Origin of the sequence: Candidatus Levibacter sp. Uisw_134_01 (genome assembly GCF_047717795.1) — a bacterium.
Taxonomy (GTDB): Bacteria; Pseudomonadota; Alphaproteobacteria; order Puniceispirillales; family Marisalimonadaceae; genus Marisalimonas.
Window position 1 is genome coordinate 1923443 of sequence record NZ_CP159808.1, and the last position, 22572, is coordinate 1946014.

General features: G+C 33.0%; 22 protein-coding genes. 7 read left to right on the forward strand and 15 right to left on the reverse strand.

Annotated features, from left to right (window positions below; genetic code table 11):
• Positions 1–8: 8 nt before the first annotated feature.
• Together ABXT66_RS09830 and ABXT66_RS09835 are read left to right on the forward strand one after the other, a co-directional pair.
• The gene (locus ABXT66_RS09830) at positions 9–2636 is read left to right on the forward strand and encodes a TRAP transporter permease (RefSeq protein WP_443643329.1); all 2628 of its coding nucleotides are present in this window, start codon (positions 9–11) and stop codon (positions 2634–2636) included.
• Entirely contained in the window at positions 2623–3957 is a 1335-nt protein-coding gene (locus ABXT66_RS09835; RefSeq protein ID WP_443643330.1) for an aspartate aminotransferase family protein, read from the forward strand. Before ABXT66_RS09830 ends, ABXT66_RS09835 begins: the two co-directional genes overlap by 14 nt.
• On the opposite strand, the gene ABXT66_RS09840 is transcribed toward ABXT66_RS09835, so the two are convergent.
• The 8 genes from ABXT66_RS09840 to ABXT66_RS09875 all read right to left on the reverse strand — a co-directional run bounded on the left by ABXT66_RS09840 (position 3958) and on the right by ABXT66_RS09875 (position 9712).
• Positions 3958–4647: an ABC transporter ATP-binding protein gene (locus ABXT66_RS09840; RefSeq protein WP_443643331.1), complete on the reverse strand. Its 690-nt coding sequence runs from the start codon at positions 4645–4647 to the stop codon at positions 3958–3960.
• Positions 4647–5396 carry an ABC transporter ATP-binding protein gene (locus ABXT66_RS09845; protein WP_443643332.1) on the reverse strand — a complete coding sequence of 250 codons (750 nt, stop codon included), beginning with the start codon at positions 5394–5396 and terminating at the stop codon, positions 4647–4649. Before ABXT66_RS09845 ends, ABXT66_RS09840 begins: the two co-directional genes overlap by 1 nt.
• Complete coding sequence (locus ABXT66_RS09850) at positions 5386–6369, reverse strand: branched-chain amino acid ABC transporter permease (RefSeq protein WP_443643333.1); 984 nt, start codon at positions 6367–6369, stop codon at positions 5386–5388. The genes ABXT66_RS09845 and ABXT66_RS09850 overlap by 11 nt, the downstream gene beginning before the upstream one ends.
• Before the next feature lies 1 nt (position 6370).
• Positions 6371–7288, reverse strand: a complete 918-nt coding sequence (locus ABXT66_RS09855) for a branched-chain amino acid ABC transporter permease (RefSeq protein ID WP_443643334.1) — start codon at positions 7286–7288, stop codon at positions 6371–6373.
• Between the two features lie 48 nt (positions 7289–7336).
• Positions 7337–8473 (reverse strand): ABC transporter substrate-binding protein, encoded by a 1137-nt coding sequence (locus ABXT66_RS09860; RefSeq protein ID WP_443643335.1) that lies wholly within the window; start codon positions 8471–8473, stop codon positions 7337–7339.
• A 91-nt stretch (positions 8474–8564) separates the two neighbouring features.
• Positions 8565–8756 carry a hypothetical protein gene (locus tag ABXT66_RS09865; RefSeq protein ID WP_443643336.1) on the reverse strand — a complete coding sequence of 64 codons (192 nt, stop codon included), beginning with the start codon at positions 8754–8756 and terminating at the stop codon, positions 8565–8567.
• Position 8757: 1 nt separating this feature from the next.
• Complete coding sequence (locus ABXT66_RS09870) at positions 8758–9138, reverse strand: thiol-disulfide oxidoreductase DCC family protein (RefSeq protein WP_443643337.1); 381 nt, start codon at positions 9136–9138, stop codon at positions 8758–8760.
• Between the two features lie 10 nt (positions 9139–9148).
• Complete coding sequence (locus tag ABXT66_RS09875; protein WP_443643338.1) at positions 9149–9712, reverse strand: demethoxyubiquinone hydroxylase family protein; 564 nt, start codon at positions 9710–9712, stop codon at positions 9149–9151.
• A 134-nt stretch (positions 9713–9846) separates the two neighbouring features.
• Here ABXT66_RS09875 and ABXT66_RS09880 point away from each other — a divergent pair, with 134 nt between their 5' ends.
• From ABXT66_RS09880 to ABXT66_RS09895, 4 genes are all read left to right on the forward strand, one after another.
• Complete coding sequence (locus ABXT66_RS09880) at positions 9847–10014, forward strand: hypothetical protein (RefSeq protein ID WP_443643339.1); 168 nt, start codon at positions 9847–9849, stop codon at positions 10012–10014.
• Positions 10015–10251: 237 nt separating this feature from the next.
• Positions 10252–11229 carry a Bug family tripartite tricarboxylate transporter substrate binding protein gene (locus ABXT66_RS09885; RefSeq protein WP_443643340.1) on the forward strand — a complete coding sequence of 326 codons (978 nt, stop codon included), beginning with the start codon at positions 10252–10254 and terminating at the stop codon, positions 11227–11229.
• Positions 11230–11279: 50 nt separating this feature from the next.
• Complete coding sequence (locus ABXT66_RS09890; protein WP_443643341.1) at positions 11280–11744, forward strand: tripartite tricarboxylate transporter TctB family protein; 465 nt, start codon at positions 11280–11282, stop codon at positions 11742–11744.
• 12 nt (positions 11745–11756) lie between these two features.
• A complete protein-coding gene (locus ABXT66_RS09895; protein ID WP_443643342.1) occupies positions 11757–13238 on the forward strand; it encodes a tripartite tricarboxylate transporter permease in 1482 nt (493 codons plus the stop codon).
• On the opposite strand, the gene ABXT66_RS09900 is transcribed toward ABXT66_RS09895, so the two are convergent.
• Together ABXT66_RS09900 and ABXT66_RS09905 are read right to left on the reverse strand one after the other, a co-directional pair.
• On the reverse strand, positions 13235–13993 hold the full coding sequence (locus tag ABXT66_RS09900; protein WP_443643343.1) for a sulfite exporter TauE/SafE family protein: 759 nt from the start codon (positions 13991–13993) through the stop codon (positions 13235–13237). The genes ABXT66_RS09895 and ABXT66_RS09900 overlap by 4 nt on opposite strands.
• 3 nt (positions 13994–13996) lie before the next feature.
• Positions 13997–15673, reverse strand: coding sequence for a thiamine pyrophosphate-binding protein (locus ABXT66_RS09905; RefSeq protein WP_443643344.1), 1677 nt, complete (start codon positions 15671–15673; stop codon positions 13997–13999).
• Between the two features lie 62 nt (positions 15674–15735).
• Between ABXT66_RS09905 and ABXT66_RS09910 the strand changes: the two genes are divergently transcribed.
• Positions 15736–17301 carry a rhodanese-like domain-containing protein gene (locus ABXT66_RS09910; RefSeq protein WP_443643345.1) on the forward strand — a complete coding sequence of 522 codons (1566 nt, stop codon included), beginning with the start codon at positions 15736–15738 and terminating at the stop codon, positions 17299–17301.
• Between the two features lie 17 nt (positions 17302–17318).
• Here the strand turns inward: ABXT66_RS09910 and ABXT66_RS09915 are convergent, their stop codons facing one another.
• The 5 genes from ABXT66_RS09915 to ABXT66_RS09935 are packed head-to-tail and all read right to left on the reverse strand — an operon-like array spanning position 17319 to position 22568.
• On the reverse strand, positions 17319–17873 hold the full coding sequence (locus tag ABXT66_RS09915; RefSeq protein ID WP_443643346.1) for a hypothetical protein: 555 nt from the start codon (positions 17871–17873) through the stop codon (positions 17319–17321).
• 40 nt (positions 17874–17913) lie between these two features.
• Complete coding sequence (locus tag ABXT66_RS09920) at positions 17914–18831, reverse strand: dihydrodipicolinate synthase family protein (protein ID WP_443643347.1); 918 nt, start codon at positions 18829–18831, stop codon at positions 17914–17916.
• 37 nt (positions 18832–18868) lie between these two features.
• Positions 18869–20449, reverse strand: coding sequence for an AMP-binding protein (locus ABXT66_RS09925; protein ID WP_443643348.1), 1581 nt, complete (start codon positions 20447–20449; stop codon positions 18869–18871).
• Positions 20450–20462: 13 nt separating this feature from the next.
• A complete protein-coding gene (locus ABXT66_RS09930; protein WP_443643349.1) occupies positions 20463–21260 on the reverse strand; it encodes an alpha/beta fold hydrolase in 798 nt (265 codons plus the stop codon).
• 12 nt (positions 21261–21272) lie between these two features.
• Positions 21273–22568 (reverse strand): O-acetylhomoserine aminocarboxypropyltransferase, encoded by a 1296-nt coding sequence (locus tag ABXT66_RS09935; RefSeq protein WP_443643350.1) that lies wholly within the window; start codon positions 22566–22568, stop codon positions 21273–21275.
• Positions 22569–22572: the final 4 nt, after the last annotated feature.

Consider the following 22572-nt stretch of genomic DNA (forward strand, 5'->3'; position numbering starts at 1 on the left):
ACACAAATATGATGAAATCTGAATCAATTTTATTACCCAGAAAATATAAAAGTCGTGAACCTTCATTTGGAAAAGCTATCTCCTTTATTTGCCTACTTTGGTCTCTTTTTCAACTTTGGTTGGCTTCAGATTTTCCTTTTTACTTAAGTGAAATAACAAAACTAAACCTCGTATTTAATAGTCAAGAGGCTAGACAAATACACCTTGCTTTTGGTCTTGGCTTGGGATTATTAGCATATCCTGCTATTAATAAAATCAACCCTATCTTAGACAAATTTAGCCAATTTTTTTTAGCCGCTTTGGCTGTCAGTGCATGCATTTATTTGTATATTTATAAACTAGATATTTCAAATAGGGCAGGATTGCCAACAAGCATAGACGTGTTCTTTTCTATAACAGGAATGATCTGTATTGGAATTGCAGTATATAGATCTCTTGGGTTGCCTTTATTAATAGTAGCCAGTTTATTCATATTTTACGTCATGTTTGGGCATCTAGATTTTTTTCCTGAATCCATGAAATGGAAAGGAGCTTCATTAAACAAAGCGTCCTGGCATTTTTGGATGCAAACCGAGGGAGTTTTTGGTGTCGCTCTTGGTGTGTCAACCTCAATGATTTTTTTGTTTGTATTATTTGGAGCTTTATTAGAAAAATCAGGTGCTGGTAACTATTTCATTAAACTGTCATTCGCAACACTTGGTCATTTGCGAGGTGGGCCTGCTAAAGCGGCAGTTGTAGCGTCAGGCTTATCAGGAATATATTCAGGTTCATCAATTGCAAATGTTGTAACAACTGGAACCTTTACAATACCTTTAATGAAAAAAACAGGTTTTTCATCAGAAAAAGCTGGTGCTATCGAAGTAGCATCATCAACAAATGGACAATTGACACCTCCAGTTATGGGAGCAGCTGCATTCTTAATTTCTGAATTTACGGACGTCAGCTATTTTGATCTTATCAAGTACGCTGCTCTACCAGCCTTAGCTTCTTATGTTGCTCTTTTTTATATAGTTCATCTTGAAGTAATAAAGCTTGGTTTAAAAGGACTTAAAAGGAATACACCTGCAAGATCTTTTTTAAACAAATTCACTAGCTTTATTTTTGGTTTTACAGCCTTAGGCAGTATTGGATTTATTATTAATTTTTTATTTTCATGGACTAACAATTTTAGTTCTACCTTTACATTCCTGTTGGCAATTAGCTTGTTTTTAATATTATACTTATTTTGTATTTGGATTGCTTCAAAAAAACCTGACCTAGAAATTGGATTAACTGATAAAGAACTGAACAATCTACCATCAGTAAAATCAGTAGCTGCTACTGGATACCATTACCTTCTACCAATAGTTGTTTTATTATGGTGTGTTCTAATTAGTAGATTGTCTCCTTCACTATCAGCATATTGGGCAAGCTTATCCATTATTTTTGTTTTATTAACTCAAAACCCCTTAAAAACTTTTTTTAGATATAAAAAGTTAACTTTTGATCCATTTAAACAAGGAGCACTTGATCTGATAGAGGGGTTACAAAAAGGTGCGCGAAGCATGATAACTATATCTATTGCTACTGGAATTGCTGGAGTTATTATTGGAACAGTGTCATTGACTGGAGCTCATCAGTTTATAGGTGAATTTGTAGAAACTGTATCTTCAGGAAGCTTAGTACTCATGCTGGTATTAGTTGCTTTTATGAGTTTAATTTTAGGAATGGGACTACCTACTACAGCTAATTATATAGTTGTTTCCTCTCTAATGGCACCAGTAATAGTAATGGTAGGAGCTCAAAATGGATTAATAGTACCTCTTGTTGCGGTTCATCTTTTTGTCTTTTACTTTGGAATATTAGCAGACGACACACCTCCAGTTGGGTTAGCTGCTTTTGCAGCTGCAGCAATATCTAAAGGTGATCCTATAAAGACAGGTATCCAGGGTTTTAGCTATGATATCAGGACTGCCATTCTTCCTTTTATGTTTATTTTTAATACTGATATTCTTTTGTTTAACATAGGTTTTATATCAGGACTTCTCACTATCATTACAGTAGTGTTGGCAATGTTAGCTTTTTGTTCAGCTATTCAAAATCATATGATTGTTAAAAATAAAATATATGAAACTATATTACTTGTTGTTATTTCTTTTAGTCTTTTTCGACCTGATTTCTGGTTAGACAAAATCCAAGAACCATTTCATAAAATTCAAGGAAATCAAATCTTTGAATTAATAAAAGATAATAATAACATTTTGAATTTGAATAAAAACAATACTGTAAGAGTTGAGTTTGTAGGCCCTGATTTTGATAATCCAGACAAATTAGTTTCACAAAATTCAATTATTATCTTTGATAAAAATGAACCTGTTAATAAAAGGATTGAGAAAGCGGGATTGTTTTTGAATGTCAATGATAATGATATTATAATGGATGAACCATTCCCTGGTACAGCTCTTTTTCAAGAAATGAAAACATTTGATTTTTATGCTGACAAGCCAGTTATTTTAAAAACAATCTACATCAACAAAAATGATCGTTTACCAAAAGAAATATTCTTTATTCCATCAATATTAGTTTTCATCCTTATATACCTGAATCAACATAGAAGAAGAAATAAACACAATAGGACACAAAATGAGAAAAAGTAACGTTTTCCCTCGACATAGTAGTTATGATTTACCAAATGCAGTTGGAGGAGATGGATGTTACATAATTGACGAAAAAGGGAAAAGATATCTTGATGCATCAGGTGGGGCTGCGGTATCTTGCCTAGGCCATTCAGATAAAACAATTCAAAAAGCTATTATAGAACAAACAGAAAAATTAGCGTTTGCTCACACTTCTTTTTTTACAAGTGAGCCAGCTGAACTTTTGGCAAATCTTTTAGCTAAACATTCACCTGAAGGATTAGATAAAGTTTATTTTGTCTCAAGTGGCTCAGAAGCTGTTGAGGCATCTCTGAAATTAGCAAGACAGTACTTTGTTGAAATTGGAAAACCTGAAAAACACAAAGTCATTTCAAGAAAACAGAGTTATCATGGGAATACTCTGGGCGCATTGGCAGCAGGAGGAAATATTTGGCGAAGATCTTTTTTTGAAAAACTACTTGTTGAAACTAGCCTTATTTCACCTTGTTATCCATATAGGCATCAAACTCAAGATGAAACTGAGTTAGAGTATGGTTTAAGAGTGGCAAATGAATTAGAAGAGGAAATAATTAATCTAGGCTCCGAAAATGTAATGGCTTTTATAGCGGAAACTGTGGTTGGAGCTACTGCAGGTGCATTAACACCTGTTTCAGGATATTTTAAACGTGTCAGAGAAATATGTGACAAATATGATGTATTATTAATTTTAGATGAAGTGATGTGCGGAATGGGTAGAACAGGATCATTATTTGCCTGTGACGACGAAGATGTTGTCCCTGACATATTAACTGTTGCTAAAGGCTTAGGTGCAGGATATCAACCCATTGGAGCTATGATCTGTCAAAACTTTATTTATGATGCAATAGCTAATGGAAGTGGATTTTTTCAACATGGACATACTTATCTTGGACATCCAGTAGCATGTGCTGCTTCACTCTCAGTCTTGAACAAATTAGTAAATGAAAACTTCTCTTCTCAAGTGAAAGAGAAAGGCCAATACCTGCAAAAAAATCTTGAACTGCACCTTGGTCAAAATCAATTTGTTGGGGACATTAGAGGTAGAGGTCTATTTAGAGGAATTGAAATAGTTAAAGACAGGTCCACAAAAGAACCTTTTCAAAAAAAACTAAATATTGCAGGTAAGATTAAGAAACAAGCTCTTGATATAGGGTTAATTTGTTACCCTATGCAAGGTACTGTTGATGGAAGTAAAGGTGACCATATATTAATAGCACCACCATTTATAATAAATGAAAGTGAAATCAACGAAATTTCTACAAAACTTAAATCAACAATTGACCTAGTATGTAATCATGTCTGATTATACACCTAAATATTTTTGAGCAATTTGGCTAGTTAAGTTTTGTGAAAAACCTTCCCAAACCGTTTTACCCTTTTCAATAATATAAAATTTGTCTGCTAAATCTAATAATTGTTTTAAAGATTTATCAACAATTAATATTGATATGTTTTTAGTTTTTAAAAATTCAATAACTTTCCAAATTTCTAATCTTACCGTTGGGGACAATCCTTCAGTAGCTTCATCTAAAATTAATAATTTTGGGTTAGTCATCAAAGCTCTTCCAATAACTAACATTTGTTGTTCCCCACCTGATAAAGATGAAGCCAGTTGAAATTTTCTTTCTTCTAATCTTGGAAATAAATTGTATATTTCAGATAAAGACCATTCGCCATCTACTGCCGTAGCAACTAAATTTTCTAAAACTGTTAAGTTTGAAAATGCCCTTCTACCCTCAGGAACTAAACCTATTCCTAATTGAGCAATCCTATAACTAGGCATTCCAATTAATGAAACATTGTTAAAATTAATATTCCCTTCGTATTTATGTACCATACCACAAATTGAGTTAATTGTAGTAGACTTACCCATTCCATTTCTACCTAGTAAAGCTACAATTTCTCCTTTTTCAATTTGTAAATTGATATCAAATAGAGCCTGACTTTCTCCATACCATGATTTAAGTGATTTAACTTCTAATAGCTTACTCATTAGATTTCATAACCGAGGTAAACATCTCTAACTAATTTATTTGATTTTATCTCCTTTACTGTGCCTGTTGCTACTATTTTTCCGTAAACAATCACAGAGACTCTATCTGCAAGTGCAAAAACAGCTTCCATATCATGTTCTATCAGTAAAATAGGAGAATTAGCTTTAATCTTCTTAAACAAGTCTATCATCATTTTTGTACCAATTTCGTCTAGCCCTGCCATAGGCTCATCAAATAAAAAAACTTTAGGATCCATTGCTAATGCTAGACCAACTTCTAACTTCCTCCGGTCTCCATGACTTAGTTCCGATGCAACTTCATCACTCTTACTATCTAAGTCAATATCCCTAAGTATCTTTTTTGCTTTTAAGTGTAATTCTCTGTTTTGTTTTAAACTTTTAAATAATTGAAAAGTATTATTAGACTTATTCAAAAGTGAAAGAATAATGTTCTCTAATGCAGAAAATTTTGGAATAATAGAAGATACTTGAAATGTTCTCGATATTCCTATTTTTGCCCTTTCAATATCAGTTAAATCGGTTATGTCCTCTTGATCTAAAATTATAGACCCAATATCATGTTTAACACTTCCAACAATTTGCTTTATTAAAGTCGATTTACCAGCACCGTTTGGACCAATTAGAGCATGTATTTCGTTAAAATTTAAATCAATTGCAATTTCGTCAGTAACCTTGAAAGCACCATATGATTTTGACAAATTTTTAATGTTTAAAATTTTATTTTTCATTTTGTTTTTTCTTATCAAATAATCCTATTATTCCAGTACGTGCGTATAATATTTCTAAAATAAGGATTAACCCTAACCAAAATTGCCAATTATCTGTATATGCGCCAAGAGTTTGCTCAAGTATAATAAAAAATGCAGCTCCAACTAAAGGACCATAAAGTCTTGCTATACCACCAAGAATAACAAATACCATTATTTCACCTGAGGTTTGCCAATCTAAAACCGAAGGACTTACAAATCTATTTAAATCTGTATATAAAGAGCCGGCTAAACCTGTAATTGCTCCTGATATAACAAACACTAACAATTTAACCCTAAAAGTTTCTATTCCTACCGATTTAACTCTTTCTTCATTTTGTTTTACTGCCTGGAAAGCCATACCAAAAGGTGAATTAATTAATTTATAAGAGATATAGACTGAAGTTAAAAACCACGACAAGCAAATCAAATAAAATGTTAGAGGGTTCATAGTATTTAACATTGGTAAAGAATTTCTCATATAAATAGATAATCCGTCCTCACCCCCATAGTTAGGCCAACTTATAGAAAAGAAATACAACATTTGTGCAAACGCGAGAGTAATCATTATGAAATAAACTCCGCTAGTTCTCAAGGAAAGCAGACCTATTATCAAAGAAAAGAAAGAGCTTATAAATATTGCAAAGGGCCATATTATTAACATTTCTGAGCTTCCAAAAATATCGAACGGCCAATGAAACAAGACTTCTTCATTAATAGCATGATAAGACATTATAGCAGTTACATAACCGCCCACTCCAAAAAAAGCTGCATGCCCAAAAGAAATGAGGCCGCAATAACCAAGAGCTAAGTTTAGACCAACTCCAGCAATTCCAAGAATTATTACTTTTGTTGCTAAAGTTATGTAATAAGGTTCATCAAAAATTAACCCACATATGGGAATTATTAAAAGAAAAGACCAAATCCATTTGTTGAAAAACTGTTCAGTAATCATTTTAATTTTTCCCGAACAAACCAGAAGGTTTCATTATCAGTATTAAAGCCATTAATATATATATTAGCATAGATCCAATTGAAGAGCCCATTGAAGTAGCATTGGCAGGCTCCATAAATATTTTTAAAAAGTTAGGTAAAAACACCCTTCCTAAGGTGTCTGTAACACCTACTAGTAATGAACCAATAAAGGCACCTTTTATTGATCCGATCCCACCAATAACAATAACTACAAAAGCTAGTATCAAAATAGGCTCTCCCATTCCAACCTCAACTGACTGAATTGCTCCAATCATTGCACCTGCTAATCCAGCCAATCCAGCACCAATAGCAAAGACAATTGTGTATAATTTTGAAATATCAATACCCAGAGCTGAAATCATTTGACGGTCATTTTGCCCTGCTCTAATACGAATTCCTAAACGTGTTTTAGTAATTAGTAAGTAAAGACCGACAGCTACTAAAAATCCAATTAAGATTATAAACAATCTATACTTTGAATAAATTATTTCAAAGAACAGAGGTATACTTCCATTAAGTATATTTGGAATATTCAGATATAATGGAAATGCTCCAAAAATCCATCTTACTGCTTCAGACAGCAATAATATCAATGCAAATGTTGCCAAGACTTGATCTAGATGGTCTCTTCTGTATAACCTTCTAATTATAATAATTTCTATTAATACACCTGCTATTGCCGCACCTATTAAACTACCTAATAGAGCGAGCCAAAACGAACCAGTCAAACCTGCAATTAAGGCAGCACAGAACGCTCCAATCATGTAGAAAGAACCATGGGCTAAATTAATTAAACCCATAACACCAAAAATAAGGGTCAGTCCAGCAGACATCAGAAACAACATTATTCCAAATTGCAGGCCGTTTAAAAGTTGTTCAAAAAAGAGAATGAGTGTCATTAAAATAAATTCTAGGTGGCTTTATTGAAAACCACCTAGTTGTATAATTTACATATTACATTCAGAGACATAGACATTTGAATGATTTTTTAGTCCAACTGATACAATTTTATTTGTAAGAATTTTTCCTTCTTTAATCACTTCACGTACATAAATATCTTGAATTGGATGATGATTTTTATCAAAACTAAATTTACCTCTTGTAGATGAAAAATTAGCTTTTCTTAATTCATTTCTGAATTTATCCATATCTTTAATTTTAGCTTTCGCCATTGCGGATATTAAAAGTTTACCAGTATCATAACCTTGAGAGGCGTATAAAGAAGGTAGCCTTCCGTACTCTTTTTGAAAATCATTTACGAATTTTTTATTAGCTGCATTATCAATATCCTTAGACCATTGTGACGTATTTTTCACTCCTAATGCAGCATCTCCTACTGCTTTAAGAATACCTTGATCAAATGAAAAGGCTGGACCAACAACAGGCAATTTGATTCCAGATTGTGAAAATTGTTTCATAAAACCAATTCCCATTCCACCAGGTAAGAAGAAAAATACACTGTCTGCGCCTGATGCTCTTATTTGAGCAATTTCAGCTGCATAATCTTTCTGTCCAAGTTTAGTGTAAACTTCTCCAGCTAATTTTCCTTTAAAAAACCTTTTATAACCTGTGAGTGCATCCTTGCCGGCAGGGTAATTAGGAGCAAGAATAAAAGAGTTTTTGAACCCTGCTGAGTTAGCATATCCACCAGCAGCTTCATGCAAATTATCATTCTGCCAAGCAACATTAAAATAATTCTTGTGACACCCTTTACCTGCCAATTTTGAAGGACCAGCATTTGGAGATAAATAAAACTTTCCTTGGTTTACAGTGGCAGGAACTACAGCCATTGCAAGATTCGACCATATTATTCCGGTAAGCACATCCACTTTATCTGATTGAATCATTTTATCTGCCAGTTGTACTGCGATATCTGGTTTACGTTGATCATCTTTAGTAATTACAGAAATATTTTTATTACCCTTAACAGCAAGCATAAATCCGTCTCTAACGTCAATTCCTAAACCTGATCCGCCTCCAGAAAGAGTTGTTATCATACCTACTTTTACCTTATGTCCATCGGCAAATACAGACGAAGCAGACATTATAACTAATGTAGCTAGCGTAGTTGTTAATTTTTTCATATTAAATCCCCTAAATTCTTTCAAAGAATCAAAAAATACATAATTATTTATATAAAGGCAAAGTAATAAAAATTATGCAACAATCTTAGAATTAAAAATCTATATCAATACCATTTATAGAAAAAGTCTTGCCATTAAATCCTTTATCCATTTTTTCAATGTCAGTCATGTTTTCACTGTCAACCCTTTTATATGGATTTCTTTTCATTTGATCTAAACGAGATTCTTTTTTAACTGGCTCTATATCAAGTTTCTTTTTCTTATTTTTAAACCAATTTAACATATTATTTGTGAACCTCATGACTAGCTAGCTGACAGTGTGTTAATTTTTTAAATCTATATTTCGCAAAAAAATTATAAAGAGTATTTGCTAGTGTGTTTATAATAGGTAACTTAACTATAAATGACAGAATATTCCAATATTTTAGTTGGCTCCATATTAGTGCAAAGGCATCAACTCCAATTTTTAAATTTGAATTTTTATCAAGTGCATGCAAGAACATCAAAGCATCATACTGAGAAACTTTAATGTCCTTCAATGCTTTTGGGTTTGTTGCAATATCATGCCACTCAAATATATTGTCTGGGGATATTTTTTTGTAATAATTTATTTCCTTACTACAAAGTCCACATTTACCATCATAAAAAACTTTAGTTAATTTCATAATTTTTATCCTATATTAATTTTGAGGCCTTCACAGCAATGCTTGAACCTGAACTGATAATTGAAGTCCAAAAATTTTCAATCAAGGTGTTTTTGGAATTTCCTTTATCTCTTTTGGCATCTATTTTATGTTCTACTTCTTCTTCACAACAGATTTCTAAAACTTTGAGAAGATCAAAAGATATAGAGTTTTTGTATAAGAATTTAATTTGTTTTTGGTAATGTTTTTCTACAAAAGTTTCTACAGATTGAATAGTGATACAAAAGGTTCTATAACCACCTAACGCTGACAAGAAACCTAAACTAAAACCCAGTATTCTCCACAAAATCAATAGTTTACTTCTGTTTGCTTTGGGTAATATATGTTTCATTACAAGTAAGTGATTTTTTTCAGTTTCGTAATGTTCAATTGACATTTTTTTTATTTTTTTATTCCAAAAGATACATTTTGCGCCTAGATAAATCCAAACCGCTCCTGTTTCACCCGCATGATCAGACCTTATAGATGGAATCATAATCTTAGGCACACTAACATTAGTTGCTTTATATTTTTCAATTAATTTTAACGTTTCCATAAACTTTTACCGATATTTGGTGTGTTTTTTATTTATCTATTTAATAGAAGTTTTCGATAGATTATTAATTATATTATTTTTTAATTTTTCTCTGGCATTAATTTTGCAAAATTTATCGGCAAAGGATACTAGTTTTGGAACCAATATCAATAATTTCAATAATTGTTCAGTTAGCTAATGCAACTCCACAGCTTGATAAGTTTCTAACGCAAGAAGATAATAAAGTATATAGTAGAACTGAAACTATTGAGATTTACAGAGCTAATATGAATTCCAACACCTATAAAAGTAATTATAAATAAAAATATTAATTATAACTTTAATTAACCAATTAACTAAATATCTTATTTGTATTTAATGGTTCTGCTTGACTCGTATTTGAATTTTGTAATAATCAGACAATTCATTTGACTAGTAATATGTTGAACTACAAATTACTATATTTTAAATGGGGATGAGTATCTTATACTTATTAAATGCTGTTTAATCGACAGTTCAACTCCCAGCAAATGCTGGTTAATCATTATGGAGGAAATTAAATGATTAAATCTACTACACTTTTTAAGGTTGGTACTGGGTTAGCTGCTATAGTTTCTGCTATAGCATTTACATCTGCTCCAACTTTAGCAGCTAAAAAGCCTGCTATTGAAGTTGTTACTCACGCTGGTGCCGGTGGTGGTACTGACGTTAACTCTAGAATGATGATGCTTCGTTCTAGAAGAGTATTAAAACAAGACATGGTTGTTGTTAATAAAAGAGGTGGCGGTGGTGCCGCTGCTATGAATTATTTCATGACAAGACCTGCAGATGGCAATACTATTTTAACTTTTACTGTTGGTCATGCAATTACAATGGCAATGGGTAAAACAAAGTTAAAAGTTGAGGATATGGCACCTATAGCAAGAGGTACTAACGACCCACAAATCTTAATGGTGAATTGTAAAACCAGCCCATATAAAACTCCTGAAGCATTTGTAGCAGGAATGAAAAAGGGTGACAAAATCGCTTTTGGTGGAACTCATACAGGTACTATAGACCATATAACAGCATTCTTATTTGCAAAAAAGCTTGGTCAAAAAATGCCTAAATATATTCCTTTTAAAGGTGGAGGAGAGCTTGCAACACAAGTTGTAGCTGGCGCTGTAGACGTTGGAGTATTAAATTTATCTGAAGCTGGCGGCCCAATTGACGCTGGTGATTTATGCCCATTAGTAATTTTAGGTGACAATGCTATGGCACCAATCCCTAAAGCTAAAACTGCAAAATCAATGGGCATTGATCTTGTTCTATCAACTACTAGAGGGTTTGTTACTCACAAAGGAGCTGATCCAGCAAGAGTAGCTGAGTTAGAAAAAGGTCTATCAAAAGCTATGAAACATTCAATGTATCAAGCATACCTAGCAAATTCTGGGTTAGACAATACATCTCCACAATCATCAGGTCCTTGGGCTAAACAAATTAAGTTTATGGTTGGTGAATTTGGTCCTGCTTTAAAAGAAATGGGATTATTGAAGTAAACAAATTTTTAATTTAGATGCCCCTATTAGGGGCATCTGAAAGTTTTATCATGAAGAAAAAATTATACATAATACCACTATTCCTTACATTATTTTCTTTTGTAATAATCTATTTATCTCTGCAATTAGACACCTCTCCTGAAATGATAGTAGGAGATAGTATGCAAGCAAGATCCTTTCCTATATTTTTAATGGTTATTAATTTATTACTTGTTGGTATTCTATCTTTACAATTTTATAAAACTTACCCAAAAGAAGTTGAGCTAGAAAAATTCCCGACTTGGTCGAGCATGCTATTATTTTTAATTTTCTATATTATTATTTTTATAAGTGGAGATATGTTTGTAGCTATACCTATTGTAATGTTTTTGATGGGTTTGACATGGGGGCAGAAAAAGGTATGGGTCTCGCTTACAAATGCAATAGTTACGCCTCTTTCAATTTTCTTACTTTTTGACTATGTCTTACAAGTCAGGTTCCCTAGAGGTTGGTTAACAAATATTTATTATGGTTAGGAATATAATTTTATGATTGAAGCAATATCAGCTATGGCGTCAGTTTTTACTGACCCTTATCTATTAACTTTAATTTTTGCCACAACAATTTTGGGTGTTATTATTGGAGTATTGCCAGGTCTTGGTGCTACAACGGGCGCCGCCTTGTTGTTGCCTTTTACTCTGACCATGGAACCTGTGCAAGCGATAGCTGTATTGTCCACAATTTATGTTTCAGCAACCTTTGCAGGATCTATAACTGCAATCCTAATTAATACACCGGGGACATCAGCTGCTGCTGCAACAACGTTTGATGGATACCCCTTAGCTCAAAAAGGAGAAGCAGGAAGGGCTCTTGGCATTGCAGTAGTTTCAAGTACTGTTGGAGGTGTTTTTTCAGTTATTGTTTTATGTATTGCCGCACCTTTGTTAGCTAGAGTTGCTTATGAATTTCGTCCACCAGAATATTTTGCTTTAACCATTTTCGGATTGTCAATGCTTGCTAGCATAAGTGCAGGTGGTGCAGTTAAAAATCTGATTGGTGGAATTTTTGGTGTCTGGTTATCTACTATTGGTTCAGAGCGTGTAACTGCAATAGAAAGATTTATGTTTGGAAATTACGATTTATATGAAGGTCTTTCCTTTGTACCTGTATTTATAGGGCTATTTGCTATATCAGAACTTCTAGTTCAATCAAAAACAGTCAATAAAATTATTGAAACAGTTGCCTTAAAGGCAGTAAAACTACCCACAAAAGAAGATTACAAGAGAATTTGGAAAACAATATTAAGATCATGTGGAATAGGGACGTTTATTGGTATTCTCCCTGCCGAAGGAGCTACAGTGGCTTCAATGATTGGTTACTCAGAAGCAAAAAGATGGTCAAAAAATAAAGAAGAATTTGGTAAAGGGTCAGTTGAGGGTATTGCTGGAGCAGAAGCTGCTAATAATGCCGCAACTGGTGGAGCAATGGTGCCTACAATGGTACTTGGAATTCCTGGAAGTGGAACAACCGCTATAATCCTAGTAGGATTAATGGTTCATGGGCTTAGACCTGGTGCTTATTTGTTTACCGAACAAGTAGAAAAAGTTTATCAAATATTCGGATCTATGCTGATTGCAAATCTTATGTTTATGGCTCTGGGACTATATGCAGCAAGAGTTTTTGCAAGAGTTTCTCTAATTCCTATTTCTATCTTATGGCCTATTGTTTTTGCCCTGTCAGTAATTGGGGCGTACGCATTGTCACAATCTTTAGTTGATGTATGGATAGCTCTAATTTTTGGAGTAATTGGTTTTTTTGCAAGAAGACATGGATTTGCAGTAGCTCCAATTGCTGTTGGATTAATTTTAGGAGAAATGGTTGAGACAAACCTTCAACATTCTTTAAAAATGTATGATGGTCAGTGGTGGATGATACTTGCTCAACCACTTGCTGCATTTTTTCTTGTCTTAGCTTTCTTAGGTCTTTGTGGTCCTTATTTATATAATTTAATTACTAAACATAAGAATTAAACTATATTTAAATACCCACTCATAGTTAAGGCGTTCCAAGTAAGATTTATAGCAATTAAAGTAAGTATAGAGTTTAAAACTAACTTAAAATATTTTTGACCAAATTTTACTAAAATTTTTTTACCTATGATTGTTCCTATAAAACCACTTGTAATCATAGCTGTAATAAGAAGAAAATATTCAGAATAGGCAAACCCAACAAAGCCAAAGATAATTACCTTTGTTAAATGCTGAATAGTCATTAATGCAGAATGAGTAGCTAAATGATTTGTTGGTTGTAATTTCATTGTTTTGACCATTCCTGCTACCAATGTACCTGAAGCTCCAAAGAACATTGTAAAAAAACCAGAAAACATTCCACCAAAAATAACATGGGTAGCACCTATTGCAGGAATTTTTCCAAAAACAGACCATAAAATGAACGTAGCAACAACTAATTGAAGTACCCATGGTTCTATTTGAATAAAAAATGTTCCTCCGAGGGAAGAGCCTAAAATAGTTCCTATACTAAAAGGTATTAAGACATCTTTTTTTATCTCTTTTAGAAAAATAATTGTTCTTCCAAAATTAGAACCTATTTGGACAATCCCATGTATTGGTAATAACGCAAAAGGTGGAAGTTTAAGGGCAAGGAGTCCTATCAAAACAGCTCCACCACCAATACCAAAAGCTGAAGTTATAAAAGAAGTCACCATACTTGCAAAAATTAAAAAATAAATAGTGAATTCGCTCAGTCCTGAGGGCATTTCTAGCATTGACTAACTCTTAATAGCATGTGGAGGAGGGGCAAAATAACGAGGCATCTCACCTACTGAATGAACATTAACTTCTACTAAAACAGGACCAGAAAATTTTACCGCCTCATCTAACGTTTTTTCTAATTCGTTGGCATGGTCAATTCTTTTATATTTCATTTTTGCAACCTTTGCTAACTCTTCAAAATTTGGTCCTGTAAGGTCAGCATAAAACTTACGTCCACCATACATACTTTCTTGGATATGCTTTATAACACCATACCCTTGATCATTCATGACTAAAAAAACAACATCACAATTAGTTTCTACAGCTGTCCATAGATCAGGAAGATTTAACATGAACCCACCATCACCGGACATAGCAATAGTTTTTTTTCCTTCACTTCCAACTGAAACGCCAATAGCGAGTGCCATTCCAGGTCCAATTGCAGCTCCTACAGGATAAATATTTTGCTCAGGTTTGTTAATTAACATAGAGCGATTGCCCCACATACTATTAGAGATAGTAATATCCCTAACCCAATTCCCATCCTCTGGAAGGATTTTTCTTATAATTTCTGGAAAATCTTTATATGCGCCAAGATTCTTTTTGTAATCTTGAAAAATTTTAATTTTGAGATCAGCGACTTCATTTACCCATTCTTCATCAGTGGAAAGCTGATTTGATAGTCTGTGAGCAAGTTCTCCTAAAACTTTCTTTGCATCACCACAATGAAATAAATTTGTTTTATATGTTCTATTCTCTGCGTCAGGATCAATATCTATTTGAATAATTTTGTGTGGAAGTTTTAAGGACATATCTCTTGTTTCATGTCCTCTTAACCTACTGCCAACGACTATCATTAAATCTAATGTTTTATAAAACTCTTCTATAAGTGGTACGGCATTAAAAGCGCCTAAACTCATTTGATTGCTCTCTGGTACAACACCTCTTCCCAAAGCACTAGTTACAACAGAAAATCCCATTTTAATAAATTGTTCTACTTCGTTTCTTGCAAACTTACCGCCATTACCCACCCAAAGTATTTTTCTTTTAGATACTCTAATTATGCTCTCAATTTGATCTAGAGAAGAAGCGTCACCAATTTGTAAATTTATGTTTGGCAACTTGATTTGATCGAGCATTAAGGGTCTTTTAATGTTAGTTCTTTGAATATCTATGGGTATTTCAACTGACACAGGTCCCATTGGAGGAGTAAGAGCTATGGTTGTAGCCTCTATTAATTGAGCAAGTGCGTCATCTGCATGACTTATTCTAATAGCTTTCTTTGAAATTGATTTCAGCATTCCAAGCTGATCGGGAACATCATGAACAGTCCCTTGATTTTTATCTAAATTTTCTGTGGCAGTTTGACCAGTAAAATGAAGTATAGGAGAACCAGCAAAGCGAGACTCTACTAGCGACCCTGCTACGTTGGCTGCTCCTGGACCTGTACTCGTAAAAACAACGCCTAGACCATTAGTGGCTCTTGCATAACCATCTGCCATATGGCCTGCACCCATCTCACCTCTTGCAGGAACCATTTTAATAAAATTTCTTCTACCTATAGCATCTAACATAGGTATGTTGTGAACAGAAACTACGCCAAAAACGTCTTTTATATCCATTTGATATAAAAATTCAGACACCAAGTCACCTACATTATAATTCTCCATATCAACCCTCTTTTGACTTAACATGTTAAAAACCTTATATTAATTTTTTATATTATAAAAATGAAATCAATGATTGTTTTATTTAAATGAGTAATAAAATTGAACCTAAAGAAGCTAAAAGCTGGCTTTCTGATGGTAAAGAAATTGCATTTATTGACATCAGAGAATTAGGTCAACATACAGCAGGACATCCTTTTTTTTCTATCTCAATACCATTTAGCGTTTTTGAATTTAGTTTAGAAACACTTGTTCCTAACAAAAAAACACGATTAATCCTTATGGATAATGATAATGAAATTTCAAACTTTGTTTGTAAAAAAGCTGTTTCAATGGGTTATTTAAATGTATTTGTAATTGAAGGTGGAATCAAACGGTGGACAAAAGAAGGGTTTAATTTGTTTGACGGAATAAATGTACCAAGCAAAACTTTTGGTGAATTAATAGAAAAAAATTGTCATACCCCTTCAATAACAGCGAAAGAACTTCACGAAAAACAATCTAACAATCAAAACTGTGTTGTGATTGATGGTAGACCTTTTGATGAATATAAAAAGATGAGCATTCCCAATAGTATATGTTGTCCAAATGCAGAGTTAGCTCTAAGGCTACCTTCATATATCAATGATGAAAATACAGAAATAGTTATAAATTGTGCTGGCAGAACCAGATCTATCATAGGAGCACAAACACTAATTGAGTTTGGGCTAAACAACACTATCAAAGCTCTAGAAAATGGAACTCAAGGGTGGTTTTTGTCTAATCTTAATTTAGACCACAATAAGAACAATATAATTGATGCTTTACAAACTGATCAACAGATTAAAAAATTAAAAGAAAAGGCCTTACACTTAATCAATAAAAATAATATTAAAGTAATTGATGTAGCGAAGACTCAGAAATTAATAGATGAAACAAATACGTCTACCTTTTTATTTGATGTAACTGATAATCTAGAGAAAAAAAATGTTAATGTAATTCCAAACGTACCAGGAGGACAACTTGTTCAAGCAACTGATAAATATATTGGTGTTTGGAATTCAAATGTCATTTTAATTGATGATGGAGATTTAATTAGAGCTGGAACTACAGCAATGTGGTTAAAAAAAATGAATTTTAAGGTCTTTATTTTGAAAGATGGAATTTCAAAAGTTTCAAAATTAAAATTAAGATATCATCATAATCATAAAGAAGAAAATTTGGATATTTTAAATATTGATAACTTAATCAGCTCAAAAAATGTCACTTTATTTGATATTAGATCAAGTCAGGATTATTTGAAAACTAGGCTAAAAAAATCGATTTGGTTAAACCGATCAGAAATTTTTAAGCATAGTATGCATAAAAATAATAAAATTATAATAATCACGGATGACTTAAAAAAAGCTTTTTTAATCAAAAAAGATATTCAAGATGAAAACAAAGATTGTTGGATAATGGTTTATAAATGGTCAAATGATGATTTAGTGAAACATCCTGATATTTTTGATCAAACAACAAAAAAATTAATCAAAAAGAAACATATTGATTTTAACTTTCATACCTATAAAAGGCACGAAGGAAGTAAATCGCACGCAGAGCAATATTTGAAATGGGAAACCGACTTAGTTGACAAGATGGATGAACAGGAATTGTCATTTTTTAATATATTTTAAATTTTGATAAACTTAATTTACCATTTACCGACAGAACCAACTGAACCCTGACTTTCTTCTCCATTCAGAGGCTTTATGTTAGACCTTTTAATATTGTCTAAATTTGTACCTTCTATTCTTAGCAATCTTACAGGGTCTTTCCTGACTGGAGAATGTACATCACCTATATTATAAAAATGAACGTCGCCTGTTGTCATTAGATAAGTTTTACTAGGTTTTACATATATAACATCATCTGAAGATTTTTCTTGAATAATATCCCAATCAGTCATTTCAGTTTCTCCAGATGCTTGTCCATATATAGCCCAACTTGGCCCGTGGTCATGAGGGAAACCTATCGCTTCATTTGCATAAACGTGACCACAAATACAAAAACCCGTATCTTGATCTTCATAAAGTATTTGTCTAGCCGACTCATCTTCTAATCTATCAGGGAGGTTCTGAACTACAAAATTTTGATCCATTAAAGCTTTAGAAACAAAATAACATATCTTATCAGATCCATCTGGGATTCTATTATTAGCAATTATTTCTTTTATATCAGCTGCAAGGTCATTTAACGTATAAGGCACATATTCCTCCTAATAAAATCTTATAAATAAGCTTACTTTTTTATTTTCCCCAATTCAAGGCTACAGGAGTAAATGTTCTAACCAATTTTATTAAACCAGCTTTTGTATTTTCTTCTAAAGGAGGAATTGGATGTCTACAAAAGTCAGAACTTATTACTCCACCCTCCTTCATAATTACTTTTGCAGCTCTAAATCCACACTGTCTATTTTCATAATTTATCATAGGTAAAATATTATTATACTGATTTTCAGCTTTCTCAATTTGACCATCTAGGTAGTCCATAACTACAGGCCTTATTAAATCTGGAATCATTGCTGAACTCATATTACCAGTTGCGCCAGCTTCCAAGTCTGCGAACAATGTTATTCCTTCTTCTCCATCGAAAGGTCCTTCAATAACATTTCCACCCTCTTTTATAAGCACTCTTAACTTTGCAGCGGCCTGGGCGCATTCAATCTTAAAACACTTAACCATCTCAATTTCTTTTGCCATTTTTATTAAAAGAGGGACAGGCAAGTCAACACCTGACAATGGAGCATCTTGAACCATAATAGTTACACCTGCTTCACCTACTTTACAAAACTGTTCAAAGGTTTGCTGAGGTGTTCCTTTCATTAATGCTCCATGATATGGAGCCATCATCATTATCATTTCACCACCTAAAGCCTTAACAAGCTTAGCTCGCGATAGTGCAATGTCTGTTGAGAAATGGCTTACTGTGGTTATAACAGGTACTCTTCCTGCAACGTGTTCAATACACAATTTTGTTAATATTTCTCTTTCTTCATCTGATAATAAAAATTGCTCTGAATAATTTGCCAAAATACAAATACCATCAACCTTCTGATCAACCATACAGTCAATAACTCTTTTCATTCCGTCTTTATCTACTTCACCATTTGGTTTAAAAGGTGTTGGAGCAACAGGCCAGCAACCCTTGAATGCATTATTAGCCATTAAAATTCCTTTTTATAGTTATGTTAAGATATGATAATTAAATATTTTTATTTTGCCAAGTATCTATAGTAACACCATCTTCTCTTAATTTATTTTTCTGAATTTTACCAGTTTGTGTTTTTGGAAAATCCTCCATAATTCTAATATATTTTGGTATAGCAAATGTTGCTAAATTTTTTTTGGCTTGATTTAATAAATCATTGTAATCAATTGACGTGTTATCATTTTTCATCAAAGCAACCATCACTTCATCTTCCATTCCCTCGCCACCTTTTGCAGGTATAGCATAAGCTGCCGCTTCAGTTATGTTTGGAATTTCTAAAAATGCCTGTTCAACTTCATATGAAGAAATATTTTCACCGCGCCTTCTAATACAATCTTTAATTCTATCTACAAAAGTAAAGTTGCCTGATATATCTTTGATTCCGGCATCGCCAGTATGAAACCAAAAATTTCTCCATGTCTCAATTGTTTTATCTGGCATACCCATATAACCTGACATAAAGCCAAAGGGTTGTTTTGGTCTAACTACAATTTCACCAACTTCTCCGTCCTTTATTGGCGCATCAGTTTCTGGATCTCTTATCTCAACTTCAAAATATTTATGATATAATTTCCCACATTTACCATCTCCTTTTTCATTAATTAGACCATATAATGGAATATTTACTTCTGTCATTCCATATAAAGGCAACACATCCTTAACGCCAAACCTATCTCTAAAAACTCGTTCAGGTTCACTAGGAAGAGGCGCTGAACCAATTAATATTAAATCGTGATCTTTATCCTTTTCTGATGGTGGTTGAGCTGTAATAAAAGCAGCAATTGCCCCTAACATATTTGTATGCGTTACGTTGTATTTTCTAATATCATTTAGCCAATTAGAAGCAGAAAAACGTGATTTAATTATTGCTTTAGATCCAACCATAATACATGCTAAAAGTTGCATAAATAGACCATTAGCATGGAACAAAGGTAAAGAAATATAAAAAATATGATTGTGATCTAATTTATAATTTTCAATTGTACCAACAGCAAATAAAACACAATGTGCATTTGGCATTAAAACTCCTTTGGAGGGACCCGAAGTTCCACTTGTAAACATTGTACATACTTCATCGCTAATCTTACCATGATAGACGTCTGTTTCTAAAATCATTCCAGTTGATTTAAGCTCAGAACAATTAAAGGCTTTAATTTTTATTTTTTTTTCTTGAACTAATTGGGCAACATCTTCGTAACAAACATCACTAACTATTATAACATTTGAATTTGCCAACCTAATTTGATGATGAAGAACACTTCCTTTAAGCGCTGTATTTAAAGCAACAAACATAACTCCAAGAAAACTTGAAGCAACCCAATAAGGTATAAAATCTATTGGATCATCTATCATAATAGTAACAGTATCTCCTTGCTTAATACTTAAATCCTTTAATATTTTTGCTTTTTCAAAAGCTATATTTTTTAAATCATCAAATGACCATTCTCGTCCATCTACAAATTGTATGATTTTCTTTTTTGGATGTTGTTTACATTGATTTAAAATAATCTCTGAAATTATCCAGTGATTACTATTGTCTATATTTTGGTATAAGAAAGGATTAACTTTATTCATTAAGTAGGCACCTTTAATTTAATTTTCTTAGATAAGAAGAAATAAATATATTAAGTTCTTTTGGCCTTTCTGCTTGTAAAAAATGACCGCAATCTAAAATCTTTAAATCGCAATTATCAAGAAGATCAACAAATTTTTGTCCTGATTTCAACGGGGTCATTTGATCAAATTTTGCCAACACAGCTAACGTTGGTATATCAATACTTTCTGCAGCTTCTATTCCTGCATCATATTTATTACATGCTTCCAAGTCTATCTTAAGAATTTTATCATTATTCATATTCATTATATTAAAGCCTTCACCAAAGTGGGCATGACCAGGCATATTGTTAGTAAACATAGCGCCGTCTTTTCCATGCCCCCATGTTACCATCATTTTATAGGCTTTCTTAAAATCTTTTGAAGCTAGATCGATTAAAAATTGATTAACAGGTATAATATTAGAACCTGCTATGAAAATTAAACCCTTTAATAATTTTGGATGATTCTTATTTAATTCTAATCCAGTTAAGCATCCTTGAGAATGACCTAAATAAACAACGTCATTTAAATTTAATTCTTTAAATAAATCAAATATCCACTCAGCACTTTCCTCAATTGAAATACATGGTTTACCCTCAGAAAAGCCATGGCCAGGCAAATCAGGTATAATTACTGAATACCCCTTATTGGCAAAATATCTAGATTGTTGAACAAAACTTAAATGATTTTGGCCTGAACCATGGATGAAACAAAGAGTGGTTTTATTTTTATCTACCTTTTTCCCACCAGTGTTAATGTATGTTTTAAAACCTTTAAAATTAATAAACATTAGATTACATCCCTACTTTATTAATTTTGATACAGCACGAAATCCTTTTTCAAAGTCTTTCTTTATGTCGTCTATATCTTCTAAACCTACAGATAGTCTAATCATATCCTCAGTCAAACCAGATACTTTCATTGCCTCCGCACTAAGATGAGAATGGGTTGTACTACCCGGATGAATTAATAAAGTTTTTGCATCTCCTACATTTGCTAAATGGGACGCTAACTGAACAGATTCTATAAAAGTTTGTCCTGCCTTTCGTCCACCTTTAATACCAAAAACCACTACTGAGCCAGAACCTTTAGGAAGGATTTTTTTTGCAACTAAATGATCAGGATGGGTTTCAAGGTCTGGATGCTTTACCCATTCAACCAATTCATGATCTTGAAGAAAAGATAATAGTTCGTGAGTATTTTCCATATGTTTTTTCATTCTTAAAGGTAAGGTTTCGATGCCTTGCATTAAATAAAAAGCATTTGTGGGAGAAATAGAAGGACCAAAATTATACATACCCTCAGCCCTTATTTTCATTGTCAAAGCGGCGGGACCAAATTCTTCCCAAAAACTTATGCCACCTAAAGCAAAATGATCTCCAGAAATAGTAGGAAACTTTTCTTTATCACCCCAATCAAAGTTACCACCATTAACTACAGCTCCGCCAATAGCTATTCCGTGCCCACCTAGCCACTTAGTAAGAGAGTGAATTATTATGTTGGCTCCATGAGCAAATGGTTGCATTAAAAATGGAGTATTAAATGTCGCGTCTAAAACTAGAGGTACACCCTTGTTTTTACATATTTTTGCAATGGTTGGGACATCCATTATGTCTAAGCCAGGATTACCAATGACCTCACCAAAAACCATTTTTGTATTTGGTTTTATAGCTTTTTCAATGGCATCAGGATCGTTAGGATCAACAAAATCTGTGGTTACTCCAAATCTTGGCATAGTATGTTGAAGTAAATTGATGTTAGCTCCGTACATTTTACTAGAAGCCACAATATGATCACCCTTACTGCATAAAGCTGTTACAACTAAGTGCATAGCCGCCATACCACTTGAACATGCAATGGCGCTAGATCCACCCTCTAATGCAGCTAGTCTCTGCTCTAACGCAGCAACTGTAGGGTTAGATATTCTAGAATATAAATGTCCCCCAATTTCCATATTATATAGAGCTGCGGCCTCTTCTGTATCTTTAAATACATAAGAAGTTGTTTGATAAATGGGTACTGCACGTGATCCCGTCTCTTTGTCAGGAGTATGGCCTGCATGCAGAGAAAGCGTATCAAACTTATAATTTTCACTCATAATA

What these genes read in the sequence shown, in the direction of transcription:
- ABXT66_RS09830 (WP_443643329.1), top strand. Translation starts at nt 9, where the DNA reads ATGATGAAATCTGAATCAATTTTATTACCCAGAAAATATAAAAGTCGT.
- ABXT66_RS09835 (WP_443643330.1), top strand. Translation starts at nt 2,623, where the DNA reads ATGAGAAAAAGTAACGTTTTCCCTCGACATAGTAGTTATGATTTACCA.
- ABXT66_RS09840 (WP_443643331.1), bottom strand. Translation starts at nt 4,647, where the DNA reads ATGAGTAAGCTATTAGAAGTTAAATCACTTAAATCATGGTATGGAGAA.
- ABXT66_RS09845 (WP_443643332.1), bottom strand. Translation starts at nt 5,396, where the DNA reads ATGAAAAATAAAATTTTAAACATTAAAAATTTGTCAAAATCATATGGT.
- ABXT66_RS09850 (WP_443643333.1), bottom strand. Translation starts at nt 6,369, where the DNA reads ATGATTACTGAACAGTTTTTCAACAAATGGATTTGGTCTTTTCTTTTA.
- ABXT66_RS09855 (WP_443643334.1), bottom strand. Translation starts at nt 7,288, where the DNA reads ATGACACTCATTCTCTTTTTTGAACAACTTTTAAACGGCCTGCAATTT.
- ABXT66_RS09860 (WP_443643335.1), bottom strand. Translation starts at nt 8,473, where the DNA reads ATGAAAAAATTAACAACTACGCTAGCTACATTAGTTATAATGTCTGCT.
- ABXT66_RS09865 (WP_443643336.1), bottom strand. Translation starts at nt 8,756, where the DNA reads ATGTTAAATTGGTTTAAAAATAAGAAAAAGAAACTTGATATAGAGCCA.
- ABXT66_RS09870 (WP_443643337.1), bottom strand. Translation starts at nt 9,138, where the DNA reads ATGAAATTAACTAAAGTTTTTTATGATGGTAAATGTGGACTTTGTAGT.
- ABXT66_RS09875 (WP_443643338.1), bottom strand. Translation starts at nt 9,712, where the DNA reads ATGGAAACGTTAAAATTAATTGAAAAATATAAAGCAACTAATGTTAGT.
- ABXT66_RS09885 (WP_443643340.1), top strand. Translation starts at nt 10,252, where the DNA reads ATGATTAAATCTACTACACTTTTTAAGGTTGGTACTGGGTTAGCTGCT.
- ABXT66_RS09890 (WP_443643341.1), top strand. Translation starts at nt 11,280, where the DNA reads ATGAAGAAAAAATTATACATAATACCACTATTCCTTACATTATTTTCT.
- ABXT66_RS09895 (WP_443643342.1), top strand. Translation starts at nt 11,757, where the DNA reads ATGATTGAAGCAATATCAGCTATGGCGTCAGTTTTTACTGACCCTTAT.
- ABXT66_RS09900 (WP_443643343.1), bottom strand. Translation starts at nt 13,993, where the DNA reads ATGCTAGAAATGCCCTCAGGACTGAGCGAATTCACTATTTATTTTTTA.
- ABXT66_RS09905 (WP_443643344.1), bottom strand. Translation starts at nt 15,673, where the DNA reads ATGTTAAGTCAAAAGAGGGTTGATATGGAGAATTATAATGTAGGTGAC.
- ABXT66_RS09910 (WP_443643345.1), top strand. Translation starts at nt 15,736, where the DNA reads ATGAGTAATAAAATTGAACCTAAAGAAGCTAAAAGCTGGCTTTCTGAT.
- ABXT66_RS09920 (WP_443643347.1), bottom strand. Translation starts at nt 18,831, where the DNA reads ATGGCTAATAATGCATTCAAGGGTTGCTGGCCTGTTGCTCCAACACCT.
- ABXT66_RS09925 (WP_443643348.1), bottom strand. Translation starts at nt 20,449, where the DNA reads ATGAATAAAGTTAATCCTTTCTTATACCAAAATATAGACAATAGTAAT.
- ABXT66_RS09930 (WP_443643349.1), bottom strand. Translation starts at nt 21,260, where the DNA reads ATGTTTATTAATTTTAAAGGTTTTAAAACATACATTAACACTGGTGGG.
- ABXT66_RS09935 (WP_443643350.1), bottom strand. Translation starts at nt 22,568, where the DNA reads ATGAGTGAAAATTATAAGTTTGATACGCTTTCTCTGCATGCAGGCCAT.